Origin of the sequence: Streptomyces sp. NPDC053513 (assembly GCF_044544765.1) — a bacterium.
In the GTDB taxonomy this organism is placed as follows: Bacteria; Actinomycetota; Actinomycetes; order Streptomycetales; family Streptomycetaceae; genus Streptomyces; species Streptomyces litmocidini.
Window position 1 is genome coordinate 88,681 of record NZ_JBITXP010000006.1, and the last position, 16,844, is coordinate 105,524.

The 16,844-nt window shown below is 72.7% G+C and carries 17 protein-coding genes; 12 read left to right on the forward strand and 5 right to left on the reverse strand.

Annotation, left to right across the window (positions count from 1 at the left end; translation table 11 throughout):
* Positions 1-19: 19 nt before the first annotated feature.
* A complete protein-coding gene (locus ACIGW4_RS12640) occupies positions 20-886 on the reverse strand; it encodes a hypothetical protein (protein ID WP_399580110.1) in 867 nt (288 codons plus the stop codon).
* Positions 887-1,066: 180 nt separating this feature from the next.
* Positions 1,067-1,810, reverse strand: a complete 744-nt coding sequence (locus ACIGW4_RS12645; RefSeq protein ID WP_398709461.1) for an enoyl-CoA hydratase/isomerase family protein — start codon at positions 1,808-1,810, stop codon at positions 1,067-1,069.
* A 66-nt stretch (positions 1,811-1,876) separates the two neighbouring features.
* On the opposite strand from ACIGW4_RS12645, the gene ACIGW4_RS12650 reads away from it, so the two are divergent.
* Positions 1,877-2,539, forward strand: a complete 663-nt coding sequence (locus ACIGW4_RS12650; protein WP_398709459.1) for an HdeD family acid-resistance protein — start codon at positions 1,877-1,879, stop codon at positions 2,537-2,539.
* Between the two features lie 130 nt (positions 2,540-2,669).
* Positions 2,670-3,122 carry an ATP-binding protein gene (locus tag ACIGW4_RS12655; protein WP_123456310.1) on the forward strand — a complete coding sequence of 151 codons (453 nt, stop codon included), beginning with the start codon at positions 2,670-2,672 and terminating at the stop codon, positions 3,120-3,122.
* A 95-nt stretch (positions 3,123-3,217) separates the two neighbouring features.
* Here ACIGW4_RS12655 and idi read toward each other — a convergent pair whose 3' ends face one another.
* The 3 genes from idi to ACIGW4_RS12670 all read right to left on the reverse strand — a co-directional run bounded on the left by idi (position 3,218) and on the right by ACIGW4_RS12670 (position 6,391).
* The gene (idi, locus tag ACIGW4_RS12660) at positions 3,218-3,838 is read right to left on the reverse strand and encodes an isopentenyl-diphosphate Delta-isomerase (RefSeq protein WP_359590554.1); all 621 of its coding nucleotides are present in this window, start codon (positions 3,836-3,838) and stop codon (positions 3,218-3,220) included.
* 152 nt (positions 3,839-3,990) lie between these two features.
* Positions 3,991-5,250, reverse strand: a complete 1,260-nt coding sequence (locus ACIGW4_RS12665; RefSeq protein WP_399580113.1) for a GNAT family N-acetyltransferase — start codon at positions 5,248-5,250, stop codon at positions 3,991-3,993.
* A gap of 199 nt (positions 5,251-5,449) precedes the next feature.
* Positions 5,450-6,391 (reverse strand): cation diffusion facilitator family transporter, encoded by a 942-nt coding sequence (locus tag ACIGW4_RS12670; protein ID WP_123456313.1) that lies wholly within the window; start codon positions 6,389-6,391, stop codon positions 5,450-5,452.
* Between the two features lie 387 nt (positions 6,392-6,778).
* Here ACIGW4_RS12670 and ACIGW4_RS12675 point away from each other — a divergent pair, with 387 nt between their 5' ends.
* From ACIGW4_RS12675 to hpnD, 10 genes are all read left to right on the forward strand, one after another.
* Positions 6,779-8,602 (forward strand): DUF5941 domain-containing protein, encoded by a 1,824-nt coding sequence (locus ACIGW4_RS12675; protein WP_399580375.1) that lies wholly within the window; start codon positions 6,779-6,781, stop codon positions 8,600-8,602.
* A complete protein-coding gene (locus tag ACIGW4_RS12680; protein WP_123456315.1) occupies positions 8,599-9,351 on the forward strand; it encodes a sugar phosphate nucleotidyltransferase in 753 nt (250 codons plus the stop codon). Before ACIGW4_RS12675 ends, ACIGW4_RS12680 begins: the two co-directional genes overlap by 4 nt.
* Positions 9,339-10,400, forward strand: coding sequence for an iron-containing alcohol dehydrogenase family protein (locus ACIGW4_RS12685; protein ID WP_123456316.1), 1,062 nt, complete (start codon positions 9,339-9,341; stop codon positions 10,398-10,400). Before ACIGW4_RS12680 ends, ACIGW4_RS12685 begins: the two co-directional genes overlap by 13 nt.
* Before the next feature lie 10 nt (positions 10,401-10,410).
* On the forward strand, positions 10,411-11,190 hold the full coding sequence (locus tag ACIGW4_RS12690) for a CDP-alcohol phosphatidyltransferase family protein (RefSeq protein ID WP_123456317.1): 780 nt from the start codon (positions 10,411-10,413) through the stop codon (positions 11,188-11,190).
* A 47-nt stretch (positions 11,191-11,237) separates the two neighbouring features.
* Positions 11,238-12,083, forward strand: coding sequence for a glycosyltransferase family 2 protein (locus ACIGW4_RS12695; protein ID WP_123457584.1), 846 nt, complete (start codon positions 11,238-11,240; stop codon positions 12,081-12,083).
* 49 nt (positions 12,084-12,132) lie between these two features.
* Positions 12,133-13,065: an ABC transporter permease gene (locus ACIGW4_RS12700; RefSeq protein WP_123456318.1), complete on the forward strand. Its 933-nt coding sequence runs from the start codon at positions 12,133-12,135 to the stop codon at positions 13,063-13,065.
* A complete protein-coding gene (locus ACIGW4_RS12705) occupies positions 13,058-13,843 on the forward strand; it encodes an ABC transporter ATP-binding protein (protein ID WP_123456319.1) in 786 nt (261 codons plus the stop codon). The genes ACIGW4_RS12700 and ACIGW4_RS12705 overlap by 8 nt, the downstream gene beginning before the upstream one ends.
* A 118-nt stretch (positions 13,844-13,961) precedes the next feature.
* Complete coding sequence (locus tag ACIGW4_RS12710) at positions 13,962-14,606, forward strand: TetR/AcrR family transcriptional regulator (RefSeq protein WP_123456320.1); 645 nt, start codon at positions 13,962-13,964, stop codon at positions 14,604-14,606.
* A 312-nt stretch (positions 14,607-14,918) separates the two neighbouring features.
* On the forward strand, positions 14,919-15,830 hold the full coding sequence (gene hpnC, locus ACIGW4_RS12715; protein WP_398709452.1) for a squalene synthase HpnC: 912 nt from the start codon (positions 14,919-14,921) through the stop codon (positions 15,828-15,830).
* The gene (gene hpnD / locus ACIGW4_RS12720; RefSeq protein WP_123456322.1) at positions 15,827-16,777 is read left to right on the forward strand and encodes a presqualene diphosphate synthase HpnD; all 951 of its coding nucleotides are present in this window, start codon (positions 15,827-15,829) and stop codon (positions 16,775-16,777) included. The genes hpnC and hpnD overlap by 4 nt, the downstream gene beginning before the upstream one ends.
* Positions 16,778-16,844 lie beyond the last annotated feature (67 nt).

The following is a 16,844-nucleotide window of genomic DNA, read 5'->3' on the forward strand; positions in this document are numbered from 1 at the left end:
GCGTCCCCGTCCCGCCGGGTCAGCCCTTGCCGAGCAGGTCCGCAGGGAAGGCGCCCGCGCCGACCGCCGCGACCAGGAAGCCGCGTCCCAGCTCGGTGAGCCGCTCGACCCCGGCCGCGCCGAGGTGCTCGTACGGGGCGGAGTCCAGCCGGTCGGTGTGCTCCTCGAGCTCGGCGCGCAGGGCCGCCCCCGACTCCGTCAGCTCGCCCTCGGCGTCGAGGATTCCGCGCTCGCGCAGCCGCTCCCGCGCCGCCTCCCAGTCGGCGCGCCGCCAGCCGCGGGTGCCGAGCACCCAGCGCGGGGACATGCCCTTGCCGGTGGCGGTGTGGGAGGCGAGGGCCTCGACGGGGTCGAGCCCGACGGCGAGCAGGGCCGAGAGGTGGCCGTCGCCGCGGTGCTCGCGGAGCAGGGTGGCGGCGTGCCAGTAGGCGAGGTGGGGCTGCTCGGGCACCGGCAGGTCGGCGTTGGCCGAGTAGAGCGGCCGGGCGTGCCGGGTGCAGGCCTCGGTGGCGCGCAGGGCGAGCTCCGCCGCCTCGGCCATCTCGGGGGAGGCGAGGACGTCGTCGCCGAGCAGCCGCCGCAGGGTGGCGTCGGCGGTGCGCAGCCGCGCGTCCAGGACCTCGGCGGGGGAGGCGGTCTCCCAGACGGCCGGGAGGTGCCCGGAGAGGAACGCGTGGCTGTAGTTGTAGAAGGTCGCGGCGACCGTGCCCGCGCCCACCGCACCGAGTGCGGCGCTCCGCGCGGCGAGCCGCATCGCGTTCTGGTCGGTGAAGCCGAGGGCGGTGAACTCGCGGTCCAGGTCCGGGGAGAAGTACAGCGCGGAGTGCATCGGGTTGAGGGCGTTGTGGCACCGGCGGCCCGCGTGCGGGGGAAGGGCAGTCTTCATGGACCGAACGCTACCGACTGGTCGGTACGAAGGGAACGGCCGGACGGCCCGTCGAGCCGGACGGTCCGCCGAGCCGGTCGCGCGTCGAGCCGGACGACCCGCCGAGCCGGCCACTCGCCGAGCCGGTCCCGCGCGGGACCGGCCCCGCGCGAGACCGGCTCGGAGGCCGTACGCGAAGACTCAGAGGCCGTACGTGAAGCGGGGCGCGCGGCGCTCCAGGAAGGCGGCGACGCCCTCGGCGGTGTCACCGCTGCCGCGCGCCTGCTCCGCCCAGTGGGCGTCCCGGTCCCGCCGGCCGTCGGCGAACTCCTTGGCCGCCGCCTGGGTGAGCAGCGAGCGGGAGGCGAGCAGCCGGGCGAACTCGGCCACCCGCTTGTCCAGCGCGCCCGCCGGGTGCAGCTCGTCCACGAACCCGGTCCGCAGGGCCCGCTCCGCGTCCATCAACTCGCCGGAGAACAGAAGGTACTTGGCGGTCGAGGGGCCCACCAGGGCGGTGAGCCTGCGGGTCGAGGAGGACGGGTAGACGATGCCGAGCTTCGAGGGGGTGATCCCGAAGCGCGCGCCCTCCTCGGCGAAGCGCAGGTCGCAGGCGGCGGCGAGCTGGCTGCCGCCCCCGACGCAGAAGCCCCGCACCGCCGCGACGGTCGGCTTGGGGAAGGCCGCGAGCGCCTCCTCGGCCCGTACCGCGAGCGTCTGCTGCTCGTCCCCGGGCTCCCGGAGCGCCGAGATGTCCGCCCCGGCGCAGAAGGTGTCGCCCTCGCCGGTGAGGACCAGCACCCGGACGGCCGGGTCGGCGGCGAGCCGCTCCAGGACGGCGGGCAGGGCGCGCCACATGCCGACGCTCATGGCGTTGCGCTTGGCGGGGTTGGAGATGACGACGGTGGCGATCCCGTCCGTGACGCTGTCCTTCAGCTGCGGCTCCATGGGCCGGATGCTATCCGCGGGGCCCGAACGTACGATCAGGAAGGGGTCGCTCCGAGGAGGCACCGCATGACCGAGGACGCCCGAGGGGCACGGGTCGACCCCGACCCGGTCCGGGAGATGGCGCGCGAGGGGAAGAAGCTCAGCCGTGGCTTCGGCTGGCTGGCCGCGCTCGGCGCCCTGCTCGTCATCGGCGGTGTCGTCGGTCTGGTCTACACGGGTGTCGCCACCCTGACCTCGATGCTGCTCTTCGGCTGGCTGCTGCTCATCGGCGGCGTCGTGGGGCTGCTGCAGGCCATCCAGTCGCGCGGCACCAGCTACTTCTGGCTCGCCGCGGTGGTGGCCGCCCTGAACATCGCGGCCGGTGTCGTGGTCATCCGTCACCCGCAGGGCTCGGCGGAGGCGCTGACGCTGTTCGCCGCCCTGCTCTTCCTCACCGGCGGGCTGTTCCGGCTGGTGGGCAGTGTGGTGGTGCGCGGGCCGCAGTTCGGCTGGACGCTGCTCCAGGGCGCCTTCGGGCTGCTGCTGGGCCTGTTGGTCCTGTTCGACTGGCCGCACAGCAGCCGGTACGTCCTCGGGGTCTTCTTCTCGCTCGCCCTGCTCTTCGACGGTCTGGGTCTGATCGCGATCGGGGTGGGCGGCAGGCGGATCGTCAGTATGGTGACGCCGTCGCCGCAGGAGACCCCGCCTACGGACTCCCCAGAAACCGTGCAGGATCAGTCGAACAACTGACGTTGGCATACCCACCCGATCAGAAGGTGACCGATAGGTGTCGACTTCTGGTCAGTAGGCCGGTCCGCTCGCGCGTATTGCCAAGACTCGATCCGTGGCGAGAATCGAGCACGAGGGTGGGAACGGGACCGTGGAGACCCACGGGGGTGTCCCCGCCCGGCAACCGTCCTACGAAGGAGTCTGGCGCTTCACCGCCGCGGCGGTCGACGTCTCCGTCCCGCAGGCCCGGCACGCCGTACGCGACCTGCTGGTCCGCCAGGGCGTCCCCGTCCGCGAGGAGATCATGGACGGTCTGCTGCTGATCGTCTCCGAGCTGGTGACCAACGCCGTGCGGCACGCGGCGCTGCTCTCCCCGGAGATAGCGGTGGAGGTCGCGATCGGCCCCGAGTGGGTCAGGGTGTCCGTCGAGGACAACCACCCCTACCGCCCCAAGGCCCTGGAGGCGGACTGGGGACAGACCGGTGGCCGGGGGCTCCTCCTGGTCCGCGAGATCGCCCAGGAGGCCGGCGGCGCCTGCGACGTCGAGCACACCGCGAGCGGCGGGAAGATCATCTGGGCGGCGCTGCCCCTGGGGCCCGCCTGACCGCTCGCCCGGCGAGCGAGCGGACGGGCGGACGGGCCCCGGCCCCGACGGCACCGGGGCCGGAGGCGTGCCGAGGGCGTGCCCGGGGCCGGGGGTCACCAGCCCCCGGACGGACCCGTCAGCTCCCTGATCGCCGGCCGCGCCGCGTCCAGGACCGTCATGAACCAGGCGGAGAAGGGCGCGGCGGCGTGCCGTTCGACCAGCTCCTCGGCGGTCACGAAGTCGGTGGACTCGATCTCCTCGGGGTCCGGCCGCGGGGCGGCCTGCACCAGACCGACGAAGAGGTGGTTGAACTCCTGCTCCACCAGGCCCGAGGCCGGGTCCGGGTGGTTGTAGCGGACGGTGCCGGCCTCCGCGAGCAGCGTCGGCGAGACGCCCAGCTCCTCGAAGGTCCGCCGGGCCGCCGCGGCGAACGGCGCCTCGCCCGGGTAGGGGTGGCCGCAGCAGGTGTTCGACCAGACGCCGGGGGAGTGGTACTTGCCGAGCGCCCGCCGCTGGAGCAGCAGCCGGCCCGACTCGTCGAAGAGGAAGACGGAGAAGGCACGGTGGAGCCGCCCCGGCGCCTGGTGCGCGGCGAGCTTCTCCGCGGTGCCGATGGTCCTCCCCTCCTCGTCGACCAGTTCGAGCATGATCGGCGCCGGGACTCCGGACGGCTGGACACCGTTCGACGTGATCTCCGGCGAGATCTGAGCCGCGGTGGCTGGTGTGGTCGGCATACCCATCCTTCGCATCGGTCCTCGGCCCGGTGGGGCCCCCACAGTGTGCCGTACAAAACCGGCTTGTCCGCACTTCGTCGTCCGGACGTGGCCGCTCCCACCGCACCGGAGTACAAGCGGTGCGGCAGGAGCGGGAGGGGTCCGAAGGGGCACTACACCCCGAAAGGTGCCGGATAGACGAGTGTGCCCCGAGGCACGGGGGCGGAAGCGTCCAGGACGAGCGCCATCATCGCCTCGTCCGGGACCTCGAAACCTGGCTTGATTCCATACTCGGACGCCCGTACGAACCCGAACCGCGGGTAGTACTCCGGATGGCCCAGGACGAGCACGAGCGACTCTCCCCGCAGCCGCGCCGCGTCCAGCACCGCCCGGACGACGGCCTGCCCGGCCCCCGTCCGCTGGTGGGCGGGTGCCACCGAGACCGGGGCCAGCGCGGCCGCGGGGACGCCGTCCACCAGGCACCGGGTGATCAGCGCGTGCGCCGCGACCGTGCCGTCCGGGGCCTCGGCCACGTACGACAGGCCCGGCAGCCAGGCGTCGTCGCGCCGGAGCGCGTCGACCAGCTCGGCCTCCGTCCCCGAGGACGCGGCCCCCGACCCGAAGGCCGTGGCCACGACCCGCCGGATCTCCGCCGCGTCCGCCCCGGTCTCCGGCCGGGTGCGCCAGCGCGGATCGGCGGCCCGCAGGACGAAGCCGGCGTACCCGTAGTCGGAGCCGTGCCCGCGCCGCAGCGCGATCTCGGCGCGGGCCCCCGCCACCGCCTCGGCCATGCCGGGCACGGTGGTGTCCGCCGCGTCGGCGTGCGCGGCGAGCGGGACGTAGTACTCGTCCCAGTCGCTCTCGGGCTGCGGGACGGTCCCCAGGACGTGGTAGCCGGCCGCCACGGCCGCCGCCGCGTTCCCGGCGACGGTACGGAGGACGTAGTGCTCCTCCCAGAAGGCGCGGGCCGCCGGGCCCGGCTCCTCGGTGGTCCAGACGCACTCGGTGAGCACCAGCGTGCCCCCGGGGGCCAGCAGTCGGCGCCATGCGGCCAGCGCCCGGTCGAAGCCGAGGACGAAGACCGAGCTCTCCGCCCAGACCAGGTCGAAGGAGCCGTCGGGGAACGGCAGCGCGCGCATGTCGGCGTTCACGGTGCGGATCGCGCCGTCGAGCCCACGGGCGGCGGCGGCCTCCCGCAGCTCCGCGAGGAACGGTTCGTGCGTGTCGACGGCGGTCACCTCGGCGCCGGCCTCGGCGGCCAGGAGCAGCGCGGAGCGGCCCGGGCCGCAGCCCAGGTCGAGCACGCGCGGGCGCTCCGGAAGGCGGCCCGAGAGCGCGAGGAGCCGACGGGTGGTGGCGTCGGAGCCGGGGCCCTGCCGCGGCAGGCCGTGGTGCAGGGCGAAGAAGGAGTCGTGCAGAGCGTTGTCGGACAACGTGGAAACCCTTGGGGTGAAAGGGCCCCGGCCGACGACGTGACGTACCGGTGGAAGGACCGGGATCAGGTCAGCCGGAGACCCGGAGGCTGAGGGACGACCGGGTGCTGCCGCTCGGGGCAGCCTCCATCGCGACGGTCATCAACCTCAGCTCCTCTCCCCACACGTTCGTACGACGAGACTAACAGCAGGGGGTCGCTCAGAGGCAGAGCTTCGCCTCGTGCTCCGCGTGCCCGGCCGGCTCCAGCTGGAAGGTGCAGTGCTCCACGTCGAAGTGCGAGCCCAGGCAGCCCTGCAGGGCGTGCAGCATCTTCTCGTGCCCGACCGAGTCCAGCGCGTCCTGGTCGACGACCACGTGCGCGGAGAGCACCGGCATCCCCGAGGTGATCGTCCAGGCGTGCAGGTCGTGCACGTCCTCGACGCCCGGCAGGGCCAGGATGTGCGCCCGCACCTCCGCCATGTCGACGCCCTTCGGCGCCGCCTCCAGGAGGACGTCCAGGGTCTCGCGCAGCAGCTTGACCGTGCGCGGCACGATCATCAGACCGATCACGATCGAGGCGATCGGGTCCGCGTACTGCCAGCCCGTCGCCAGGATGATCGCGGCCGCGACGATCACGGTGACCGAACCCAGCGCGTCCGCGAGCACCTCCAGGTACGCCCCGCGCACGTTGAGGCTCTCCTTCTGGCCCCGCATGAGCAGCGACAGCGAGATCACGTTGGCCACCAGGCCGATCACCGCGAACGCGATCGCCAGGCCGCCCTTGGTCTCGGCCGGCTCGATGAACCGCTGGACCGCCTCGTACAGCACGTACCCGCCGACGACGAGCAGCAGCAGACAGTTGGCGAGCGCGGCCAGGATCTCGGCCCGGGCGTACCCGAAGGTGCGGTTCCCCGAGGGGGGACGGTTCGCGAAGTGGATGGCGAGGAGCGCCATCGCGAGGCCGACCGCGTCGGTGGCCATGTGCGCCGCGTCCGCGATCAGGGCGAGCGAGTCGGCGACCAGACCGCCGACGATCTCGATCACCATCACGGAGAGCGTGATGCCGAGTGCGATCCGCAGCCGGTTCTTGTACGCGGCGGCCGCCGTGCCCGTGGGCGGCGGGCCGCCGTGGCTGTGCCCGTGATCGTGTCCAGCCCCCATGACAAGGCCTCCCGGTCGTGTCGTGTGTGTGCCCCGATGCGCAAGTGAACTACGGGTGGGGGGTATGTGCAACACGGTAGTGAACACCGTTGTCATATGCTCTGACCTGCGACGACGTCGGAACGAGAGGCCGCGCCACCGGCCTTGGGCGAAGGGGTTTGTGGGGCGGGCCGCCGATCGCCCATGATGATCTCCGCGGAACGCGGCGCACCCGGACGGACACGGACGGTCCCGGGGGAGTCCTGTCGGCGAAGCCTCGGTGAAATCGCGTTCCGTTCATCCGATAGCCTCAGCCGACGTGTCGCCGCCCGGTGCCGGGCCGCACCGCCGCGCCGGGACCGCCATGGCCCGGCCGGCCCCTCCGTCAGCTCCAAGGAGTGAGTTCGTCTGTCGACCGCCATCCTCACCGGCCCGCCGGCACCCGGATCCTCGCTCGACGGTGATCTGCGGTCGCTCGGCTTCGACGTCCGGATCGCCTCCGGCACCGAGGAGGCCCGCGTCCTGCTGGCCGCCGTCCCGGCGGGCGAGCGCGTCGCGCTCGTCGACCCCCGGTTCGTCGGTCACCTGCACGCGCTGCGCCTCGCCCTGACCGACCCCCGCTTCCCGGCGGCCGCCGCCCCCGGCGCGCTCACCGCCCAGCGGGAGGCCCGCCCCGCGCTCGCCCGCGCCCTGGAGACGGTCTCCACGACCGCCGGGGCCACCGGCAACGGCACGCTCACCGACGCGCACGGCCTCACCGACTCCCTCGCCGAGGCCCTCGACGCCGACGGCGTCGCCGTGCACCGGCCCCAGCTCGGCACCCTCGTCGCCACCGTGCCCACCGACGCGGAGGCCCGCCACGCGGCCCGCGCCGCCGTCGACGCCGTCGACGACGAGGCCGTCCGCCTGCGCTCGGCCGTCAAGGCGCACGACGGCTTCTTCACCACCTTCTTCATCAGCCCGTACTCGCGCTACATCGCCCGCTGGTGCGCGCGCCGCGGCCTCACCCCGAACCAGGTCACCACCGCCTCGCTGCTCACCGCGCTGATCGCGGCCGGCTGCGCGGCCACCGGCGTCCGCGGCGGCTACGTCGCCGCCGGCGTCCTCCTCATCGTCTCCTTCGTCCTCGACTGCACCGACGGGCAGCTCGCCCGCTACGCGCTCAAGTACTCGACGATGGGCGCCTGGCTCGACGCGACCTTCGACCGGGCCAAGGAGTACGCCTTCTACGCGGGCCTGGCCCTCGGCGCCGCCCGCAACGGCGACGACGTCTGGGCGCTCGCCCTCGGCGCGATGGTCCTCATGACCTGCCGGCACGTCGTGGACTTCTCCTTCAACGAGGCGAACGCCGAGAGCACGGGCACCGCGGCCAAGACCAGCCTGGCCCTCTCCAGCAGGCTCGACAGCGTCGGCTGGACGGTCTGGGCCCGCCGCATGATCATCCTGCCGATCGGCGAGCGCTGGGCGATGATCGCCGTCCTCACGGCGGCCACCAGCCCCCGGATCGTCTTCTGGGCCCTGATCGTCGGCTGCGCCTTCGGCGCCTGCTACACCACGGCGGGCCGCGTCCTGCGCTCCCTGACCCGCAAGGCCAAGCGCACGGACCGGGCCGCCCAGGCGTTGGCGGACCTCACGGACTCGGGTCCGCTGGCCGGGCTCGCGGGCCGGCTCTTCGGCCGCGCCGGACTCCAGCTGCTCCCCGGCTTCGTTCTCGCACTGATCGCCACGGGCGTGCTGCTTCCCGCGGTCCTCGGTCGCCCGTTCGGGGACGGCGGCACCGTCGTCGCCGCGGCCATGTACGCGATCTTCGCCGGCGCCGCCGTCGCCCGCCCCCTCAAGGGCGCCCTCGACTGGCTCGTGCCCCCGCTCTTCCGCGCCGCCGAGTACACCACCGTCCTCGTGCTCGCGGCCCGCTCCGACGCCCCACAGGCGCTCCCCGCCGCATTCGGGCTGGTCGCGGCCGTCGCCTACCATCACTACGACACGGTGTACCGCATTCGCGGAGGCACCGGCGCGCCGCCCGCCTGGCTGGTGCGCGTCACCGGCGGACACGAGGGGCGCACGCTCCTGGTGACCGTCCTCGCCGCCCTGTCGGCGACCCGCGGCGACGACTTCACCCTGGCACTGACCGCGCTCGCGGTCGCCGTCGCGCTGGTGGTGCTCGTGGAGTCCATCCGCTTCTGGGTCTCCTCCGGAGCACCCGCCGTTCACGACGAAGGAGAAACAGCATGATCGGCCTCGTACTGGCAGCCGGTGCCGGACGGCGTCTGCGCCCCTACACCGAGACGCTTCCGAAGGCCCTCGTGCCCGTGTCCGGCGAGGGCACCGAGAACGAGCTGACCATCCTCGACGGCACCCTCAAGAACTTCGCCGAGATCGGCCTCACCGAGGTCGCGATCGTCGTCGGCTACCGCAAGGAGGCCGTCTACGACCGCAAGGAGGCCCTGGAGGCCAAGTACGGCCTCCAGATCACCCTGGTCGACAACGACAAGGCCGAGGAGTGGAACAACGCCTACTCCCTGTGGTGCGCCCGTGAGGTCCTCAAGCGCGGTGTGATCCTCGCCAACGGCGACACCGTCCACCCGGTCTCCGTCGAGAAGACGCTGCTCGCCGCCCGCGGCAACGGCCAGAAGATCATCCTCGCCCTCGACACGGTGAAGAACCTCGCCGACGAGGAGATGAAGGTCATCACCGCCGAGGGCAAGGGCGTCCAGCGCATCACCAAGCTGATGGACCCGGCCACCGCCACCGGTGAGTACATCGGCGTCACCCTCATCGAGGCCGAGGCCGCCGAGGAGCTCGCCGACGCCCTCAAGGCCACCTTCGAGCGCGACCCCGACCTCTACTACGAGGACGGCTACCAGGAGCTCGTCAACCGCGGCTTCACCGTCGACGTGGCCCCCATCGGCGACGTCAAGTGGGTCGAGATCGACAACCACGACGACCTCGCGAAGGGCCGTGAGATCGCGTGCCAGTACTGACCCGGCTGATCCCCTCGCCGGTCGTCGTCGACATCCGCCGGGGAGCGCTGGACGACCTGTCCGCGCTCCTCGCGGACCAGCGGATCTCCAGCAACGGCAAGATCGCCGTCGCCATCAGCGGCGGCTCGGGCCTCAAGCTGCGTGACCACTTCGCCCCCGAGCTGCCCGGCGCCGACTGGTACCCGGTATCGGGCGGCACGATCGACGAGGCCGTGAAGCTCGCCGACGCCATGCGCGGCAAGCGGTACGACGCCGTGGTCGCCCTCGGCGGCGGCAAGATCATCGACGTGACCAAGTACGCGGCGGCCCGGGTCGGGCTGCCGCTGGTGGCCATCGCCACCAACCTGTCGCACGACGGGATCTGCTCGCCGATCTCCACCCTGGACAACGACAACGGCCGCGGCTCGTACGGCGTCCCCACCCCGATCGCGCTGGTCATCGACCTCGACGTGATCCGGGACGCCCCCGTGCGCTACGTCCGCTCCGGCATCGGCGATGCGATCTCCAACCTCTCCGCCATCGCGGACTGGGAGCTCTCGCACCGCGAGACCGGCGAGCCGGTCGACGGCCTCGCGGCCGCCATGGCCCGCAGCGCCGGCGAGGCCGTGCTCCGCCACCCCGGCGGCGTGGGCGACGACGACTTCCTCGTGACCCTCTCCGAGGGCCTGGTGATGTCCGGCATCGCCATGTCGATCAGCGGTGACAGCCGTCCCTCCTCGGGCGCCTGCCACGAGATCAGCCACGCCTTCGACCTGCTCTTCCCGGCCCGCGCCGCCAGCCACGGCGAGCAGTGCGGTCTCGGCGCGGCCTTCGCCATGCACCTGCGCGGCGACCGCGACGCGTCCGCCCTGATGGTCGAGACCCTCCGCCGGCACGGGCTGCCCGTCCTGTCGGAGGAGATGGGCTTCACCGCGGACGAGTTCGTCCGGGCGGTGTCCTTCGCCCCGCAGACCCGGCCGGGCCGCTTCACCATCCTCGAACACCTCGACCTGTCCGACGACGAGATCAGGGACGCGTACGCCGACTATGCCAAATCCATCGGTAGCTGAGGCCCGTCCGGTGCGGAAGCCCTCGGTGGCGGAGCTCCGCCCGGTCGTCCACCCCCCGGGCGTGAAGGACCGGCGGAGCGGTGAGCACTGGGGCGGCCGCCTCTACATGCGGGAGATCTCGCTCAGGATCACCCGACAGCTCGTCGGCACCAGCGTCACGCCGAACCAGCTGACGTACGTCATGACGCTCGCGGGCGTCCTCGCCGCACCGGCCCTGCTGGTGCCCGGGATCCCGGGGGCGCTGCTCGGCGCGCTCATGGTCCAGCTCTACCTGCTGCTCGACTGCGTCGACGGCGAGGTGGCCCGCTGGAAGAAGCAGTACTCGCTGGCCGGCGTCTACCTGGACCGGGTCGGCGCCTACCTGTGCGACGCGGCCGTCCTCGTCGGCTTCGGACTGCGCGCCGCCGACCTGTGGGGCTCGGGCCGGATCGACTGGCTGTGGGCCTTCCTGGGCACGCTCGCCGCGCTCGGCGCCATCCTGATCAAGGCCGAGACCGACCTCGTCGGCGTCGCCCGCCACCAGGGCGGCCTGCCGCCGGTCAAGGAGGCGGCGTCCGAGCCGCGCTCCTCCGGCATGGCGCTGGCCCGCCGGGCCGCCGCCGCGCTCAAGTTCCACCGGCTCGTCCTCGGCATCGAGGCCTCGCTGCTCATCGTGGTCCTGGCGATCGCGGACCAGGCCAGGGGAGACCTCTTCTTCTCCCGGCTCGGTGTCGCCGTCCTCGCCGGCATCGCACTGCTCCAGACCGTGCTGCACCTCGTGTCGATCATGGTCTCCAGCAGGCTGAAGTGAGGCCGGCCGTGAGCACGCCGCTCAGGGTGGGTGCCGTCATCATCACGATGGGCACCCGCCCCGACGACCTGCGCGCGCTCATCGACTCGGTCGCCGCGCAGGAGGGCGACCCCGTCGAGGTCGTCGTCGTCGGTCAGGGCACCCCGGTCACCGGGGTGCCCGACTGGGTGCGGACCGTCGACCTGCCCGAGAACCTCGGCATCCCCGGCGGCCGGAACGTCGGCATCGAGGCCTTCGGCCCCGGCGGCACCGACGTCGACGTCCTCCTCTTCCTCGACGACGACGGGCTGCTCGCCCACCGGGACACCGTCGAACTGGTCCGGCAGGCCTTCACCGCCGACCCGCGCCTCGGCATCATCAGCTTCCGGATCGCCGATCCGGAGACCGGGGCCACCCAGCGCCGGCACGTGCCGCGGCTCCGCTCGGCCGACCCGATGCGCTCCTCGCGGGTGACCACCTTCCTCGGCGGCGCCAACGCCGTCCGCACCAAGGTCTTCGCCGAAGTCGGCGGCCTGCCGGACGAGTTCTTCTACGCGCACGAGGAGACCGACCTCGCCTGGCGCGCGCTCGACGCCGACTGGATGATCGACTACCGTTCCGACATGGTGCTGCTGCACCCCACCACAGCCCCGTCCCGGCACGCCTCGTACCACTTCAACGTGGCCCGCAACCGAGTGTGGCTGGCACGTCGCAATCTGCCCGCGCCCCTGGTGCCGGTCTACCTCGGCGTCTGGCTCCTGCTCACGCTGGCCCGGCGGCCCTCGCCCTCCGCGCTGAAGGCGTGGCTCGGCGGATTCCGCGCGGGCTGGACGACCCCCTGCGGACCGCGCCGCCCCATGAGGTGGCGTACGGTGTGGCGCCTGACCCGGCTGGGTCGCCCCCCGGTCGTCTGACATCGTGGTACTCCACGTGCCGCGCATCTTGAACACGAAAGTTTCGACTGTGAGTGACACACACCTGGGCGGGGCGGTCGCGACGAGCGCGCCTCCGTCCTCCGTCGACGAGGGCCTGGAGCCGGCCGCCCTCGCCGCGAAGTACGGCCTCGCCGTCAGCGGTGCCCGGCCCGGCCTGTTCGAGTACGTCCGCGATCTGTGGAGCCGTCGCCACTTCATCCTGGCCTTCTCCTCGGCGAAGCTGACCGCCCAGTACAGCCAGGCGAAGCTGGGCCAGGTGTGGCAGGTGGCGACCCCCCTGCTGAACGCCCTGGTGTACTACCTGATCTTCGGGCTGATCCTCGGCGCCGGTAAGGGCCTGAGCGAGGACGTCTACATCCCGTTCCTGGTCACCGGCATCTTCGTGTTCACCTTCACCCAGAACTCGGTGATGGCGGGCGTCCGGGCCATCTCGGGCAACCTCGGCCTGGTCCGGGCCCTGCACTTCCCGCGCGCCACCCTCCCGATCTCCTTCTCGCTCCAGCAGCTCCAGCAGCTGCTGTTCTCGATGATCGTGCTCGTGGCGGTCGCGATCTCCTTCGGCAGCTACCCCTCCCTCCGGTGGCTGCTGCTGGTCCCGGCGCTGATCCTGCAGTTCGTGTTCAACATCGGGCTGGCCCTGATCATGGCCAGGATGGGCGCCAAGACGCCCGACCTCGCCCAGCTGATGCCGTTCGTCATGCGCACGTGGATGTACGCGTCCGGCGTGATGTTCTCGATCCAGGCCATGCTGGCGGACAAGCCGGCGTGGATCGCCGACGTCCTCATGTACAACCCGGCGGCGGTCTACATGGACCTGATCCGCTACTCCCTCATCGAGGGCTACGGCGCCGAGAACCTGCCGTCGCACGTCTGGATGACCGCCCTCGCCTGGGCCCTCGTCTTCGGCATCGGCGGGTTCGTCTACTTCTGGAAGGCAGAGGAGAAGTACGGCCGTGGCTGACACCAACCAGGACCGCGTCCCCACCGTCATCTGCGACGACGTCCACATCGTCTACCGGGTCAACACCGGAGGCGGCGGCAAGGGCAGCGCCACGGCGGCGCTCAGCCGGATCGTCGGCCGGGGCAAGGCGGAGGTCTCCCGGGGCGTCCGCAAGGTCCACGCCGTCCGCGGCGTCACCTTCACCGCCTACCGGGGCGAGGCCATCGGCCTCATCGGCACCAACGGCTCCGGCAAGTCCACGCTGCTGCGCGCGATCGCCGGCCTGCTTCCCACCGAGAGCGGCAAGGTCTACACCGACGGGCAGCCCTCGCTCCTGGGCGTCAACGCGGCCCTCATGAACGACCTCACCGGCGAGCGCAACGTGATCCTGGGCGGCCTCGCCATGGGCATGAGCCGCGAGGAGGTGCGCTCCCGCTACGAGGACATCGTCGACTTCTCCGGCATCAACGAGAAGGGCGACTTCATCAGCCTCCCCATGCGGACGTACTCCTCCGGCATGGGCGCCCGGCTCCGCTTCGCCATCGCGGCCGCCAAGAACCACGACGTCCTCCTCATCGACGAGGCGCTCGCGACCGGTGACCGCAAGTTCCAGATCCGTTCCGAGGAGCGCATCCGCGAGCTCCGCAAGGAGGCCGGCACGGTCTTCCTGGTGAGCCACAGCAACAAGTCCATCCGGGACACCTGCGACCGGGTGCTCTGGCTGGAGAAGGGGCAGCTCCTGATGGACGGCCCCACGGAGGAGGTCCTCAAGGCGTACGAGCGGGAGACCGCGCGCTGAGGCCCGAGGCCCAGGAGCCCCTGCCGGATCGATTCATCCGGTAGGGGCTCTTCCGGTTCCCGCGCGTCGCTCCCCCACCTGGAATGTTCATGCGGTTAACTTCGGGCAGGATACGTCCATGGCAGCGACCTCGGCGGGAAAGACCTACCACCATGGCGATCTGCGCAACGCGCTGATCTGCGCGGCCGTCGACCTCGCCACCGAAGGAGGACCCGAGCGGGTCGTCCTGCGCGAGGCGGCCCGCCGGGTCGGCGTCTCGCCCACCGCCGCCTACCGGCACTTCGACGGGCGCGGCGAACTCCTCAGGACCGTCCGGGCCCACGCCCGGCGGGAACTCGCCGCCGCCATGGAGCGGGCCGCCGCCCGCGAGCCCGGCGCCGACGACCCCGGCCTCGCCGCCGAGCGCCGGGTCACCGCCCTCTGCCGGGGATACGTCGGCTTCGCCGTGGAGCAGCCCGGTCTTTACCGGGCCGCGTTCTGCGTCCCCCGCCCCGCCGCGGACGAGCCCGTGCCCGTCCGGCCGCCCGCCGAACCCGAGATCCGGGCGTTCGCCCTGCTCAGGGAGGCGCTCGAAGCGCTCGCCCGGCAGGGCGCCGCACGGCCCGGCGGCCGCCCCGCCACCGCCGCCGCCGCGTGGTCGGCCGTGCACGGACTGTCACTCCTCCTGGTCGACGGGCCTCTCCGTCGCCTCTCCGCCCAGGGCCGCGGCGTCGTCGTCGAGGCGACCCTCGCGATGGTGGTCTCCGGGGCGACGGTCGGCTGATCCCGAACTCCCTTGCCGGGCGAGGGCGTTGACGGCCACCGTGAACTCCGTGCGGACGCGGCGCGCGACGCCCGCCACCCCGGAATGGCGAAGGTCGTCGTACAACGTAAGCTGGACCGGTCTGTTTCGCGGCAAGTAGGGCGGTACCCGCGGCCGTCGGGCCCGCGGGTGGCGGACCTACGGTCAGGGGTCGGCGGCGTGTCCGAAATAGGATGGATTGGATCGGCAGTGTAGAACGGGAGACGTGACGGCCATGACGCAGAATCTCCAGCTCCACGAGGGTGTCGCCGTCCCTCCGTCAGGAAGCGCCCAGTGACGGAGACCCGGCAGGCGCGCACCGACGCCTCCTCACGCACCACACTCGGCAAGGCCGCGGACGAGAACTTCCCCGTGGCCCCCTTCTTCCTGCCCCGCGCCTGGCGCGACGACCTCATGGCCGTCTACGGATTCGCCCGGCTCGTCGACGACATCGGCGACGGCGACCTCGCCCCCGGCGGCGCCGACGCCCGTCACCTCGGCGTCGGCCCCGAGGCCGCGGACGACCGGGTCGCCCTCCTCGACGCCCTGGAGACCGACCTCCGGCGGGTCTTCGACTCCACCCCCCACCACCCCCTGCTGCGCGCCCTCCAGCCGACCGTCCGGCGCCGCGGGCTCACCCCCGAGCCCTTCCTCGGCCTGATCGCCGCCAACCGGCAGGACCAGCTGGTCCGCCGCTACGAGACGTACGACGACCTCCTCGCGTACTGCGAGCTCTCCGCCAACCCCGTCGGCCGGCTCGTCCTCGCCCTCACCGGCACCGACACCCCCGAGCGGATCCGCCGCTCCGACGAGATCTGCACCGCCCTGCAGATCGTCGAGCACCTCCAGGACGTCGCCGAGGACCTCGCCCGCGACCGGATCTACCTCCCCGCCGAGGACCTGAAGCGCTTCCACGTCACCGAGCGCGACCTCGCCGCGCCCACCGCGGGCGCCTCCGTGCGGGCCCTGATCGCCTTCGAGGCCGAGCGGGCCCGCGCGCTCCTCCACGCGGGCACCCCCCTCGTCGGCAGCGTCCACGGACGGCTCCGCGTCCTCCTCGCCGGCTTCACCGGCGGGGGACTCGCGGCGCTCGACGCGATCACCGACGCCGGGTACGACGTGCTGACCGGCCCACCGAAGGCCACCAAGCCGAGCCTGATGCGCCAGGCGGGAGCGGTTCTGCTCCGGGCGCGGAGAGAGGGGTGAGCGCGACCGTGGAGGCCCAGCACCAGCCGTCCGCACCGGTCCAGGCCGCCTACAGCTACTGCGAGGCGGTCACCGGACAGCAGGCCCGCAACTTCGCCTACGGGATCAGGCTGCTCCCGGCCGAGAAGCGACAGGCGATGTCCGCGCTGTACGCCTTCTCGCGGCGCGTCGACGACATCGGCGACGGCACGCTCGCGCCCGAGGAGAAGCGGGAGCGGCTCGAAGCCACCCGCGACGTCCTCGACCGCATCCGCAAGGGCCTGGTCGAGGAGGACGACACCGACCCCGTCGCCGTCGCCCTCGCCGACTCCGCCCGCCGCTTCCCGATCCCGCTCGGCGGCCTCGACGAGCTCATCGACGGCGTCCTCATGGACGTGCGCGGCGAGGCCTACGAGACCTGGGACGACCTCAAGGTCTACTGCCGCTGCGTCGCCGGCGCCATCGGCCGGCTCTCCCTCGGCGTCTTCGGCACCCAGCCCGGCGCCCAGGGCGCCGACCGGGCGCCCGAGTACGCCGACACCCTGGGCCTCGCGCTCCAACTCACCAACATCCTCAGGGACGTACGCGAGGACGCCGGGAACGGGCGCACCTACCTGCCCGCCGACGACCTCGCCAAGTTCGGCTGCGGAGACGGCTTCCACAGCGAGACCCCGGCGTCCGGGGCCGACTTCGCCGGCCTCGTCCACTTCGAAGTGCGGCGCGCCCGCGCCCTGTTCGCCGAGGGCTACCGGCTCCTGCCGATGCTCGACCGGCGCAGCGGTGCCTGCGTCGCCGCCATGGCCGGCATCTACCGGCGCCTCCTCGACCGGATCGAGCGCGACCCCGAGGCCGTCCTGCGCGGCCGCGTCTCGCTGCCGGGCCGCGAGAAGGCGTACGTCGCGGTGCGCGGCCTCTCCGGCCTCGACACCCGCCACATCGCCCGGCGCACGGTCAGGAGGCGCGCCTGATGCGCCCGTCCCTCCTGCGGGCAACCCCGGACGCCGCCCCGGCGTCCCTGCCCGAGGCACCCCCGAA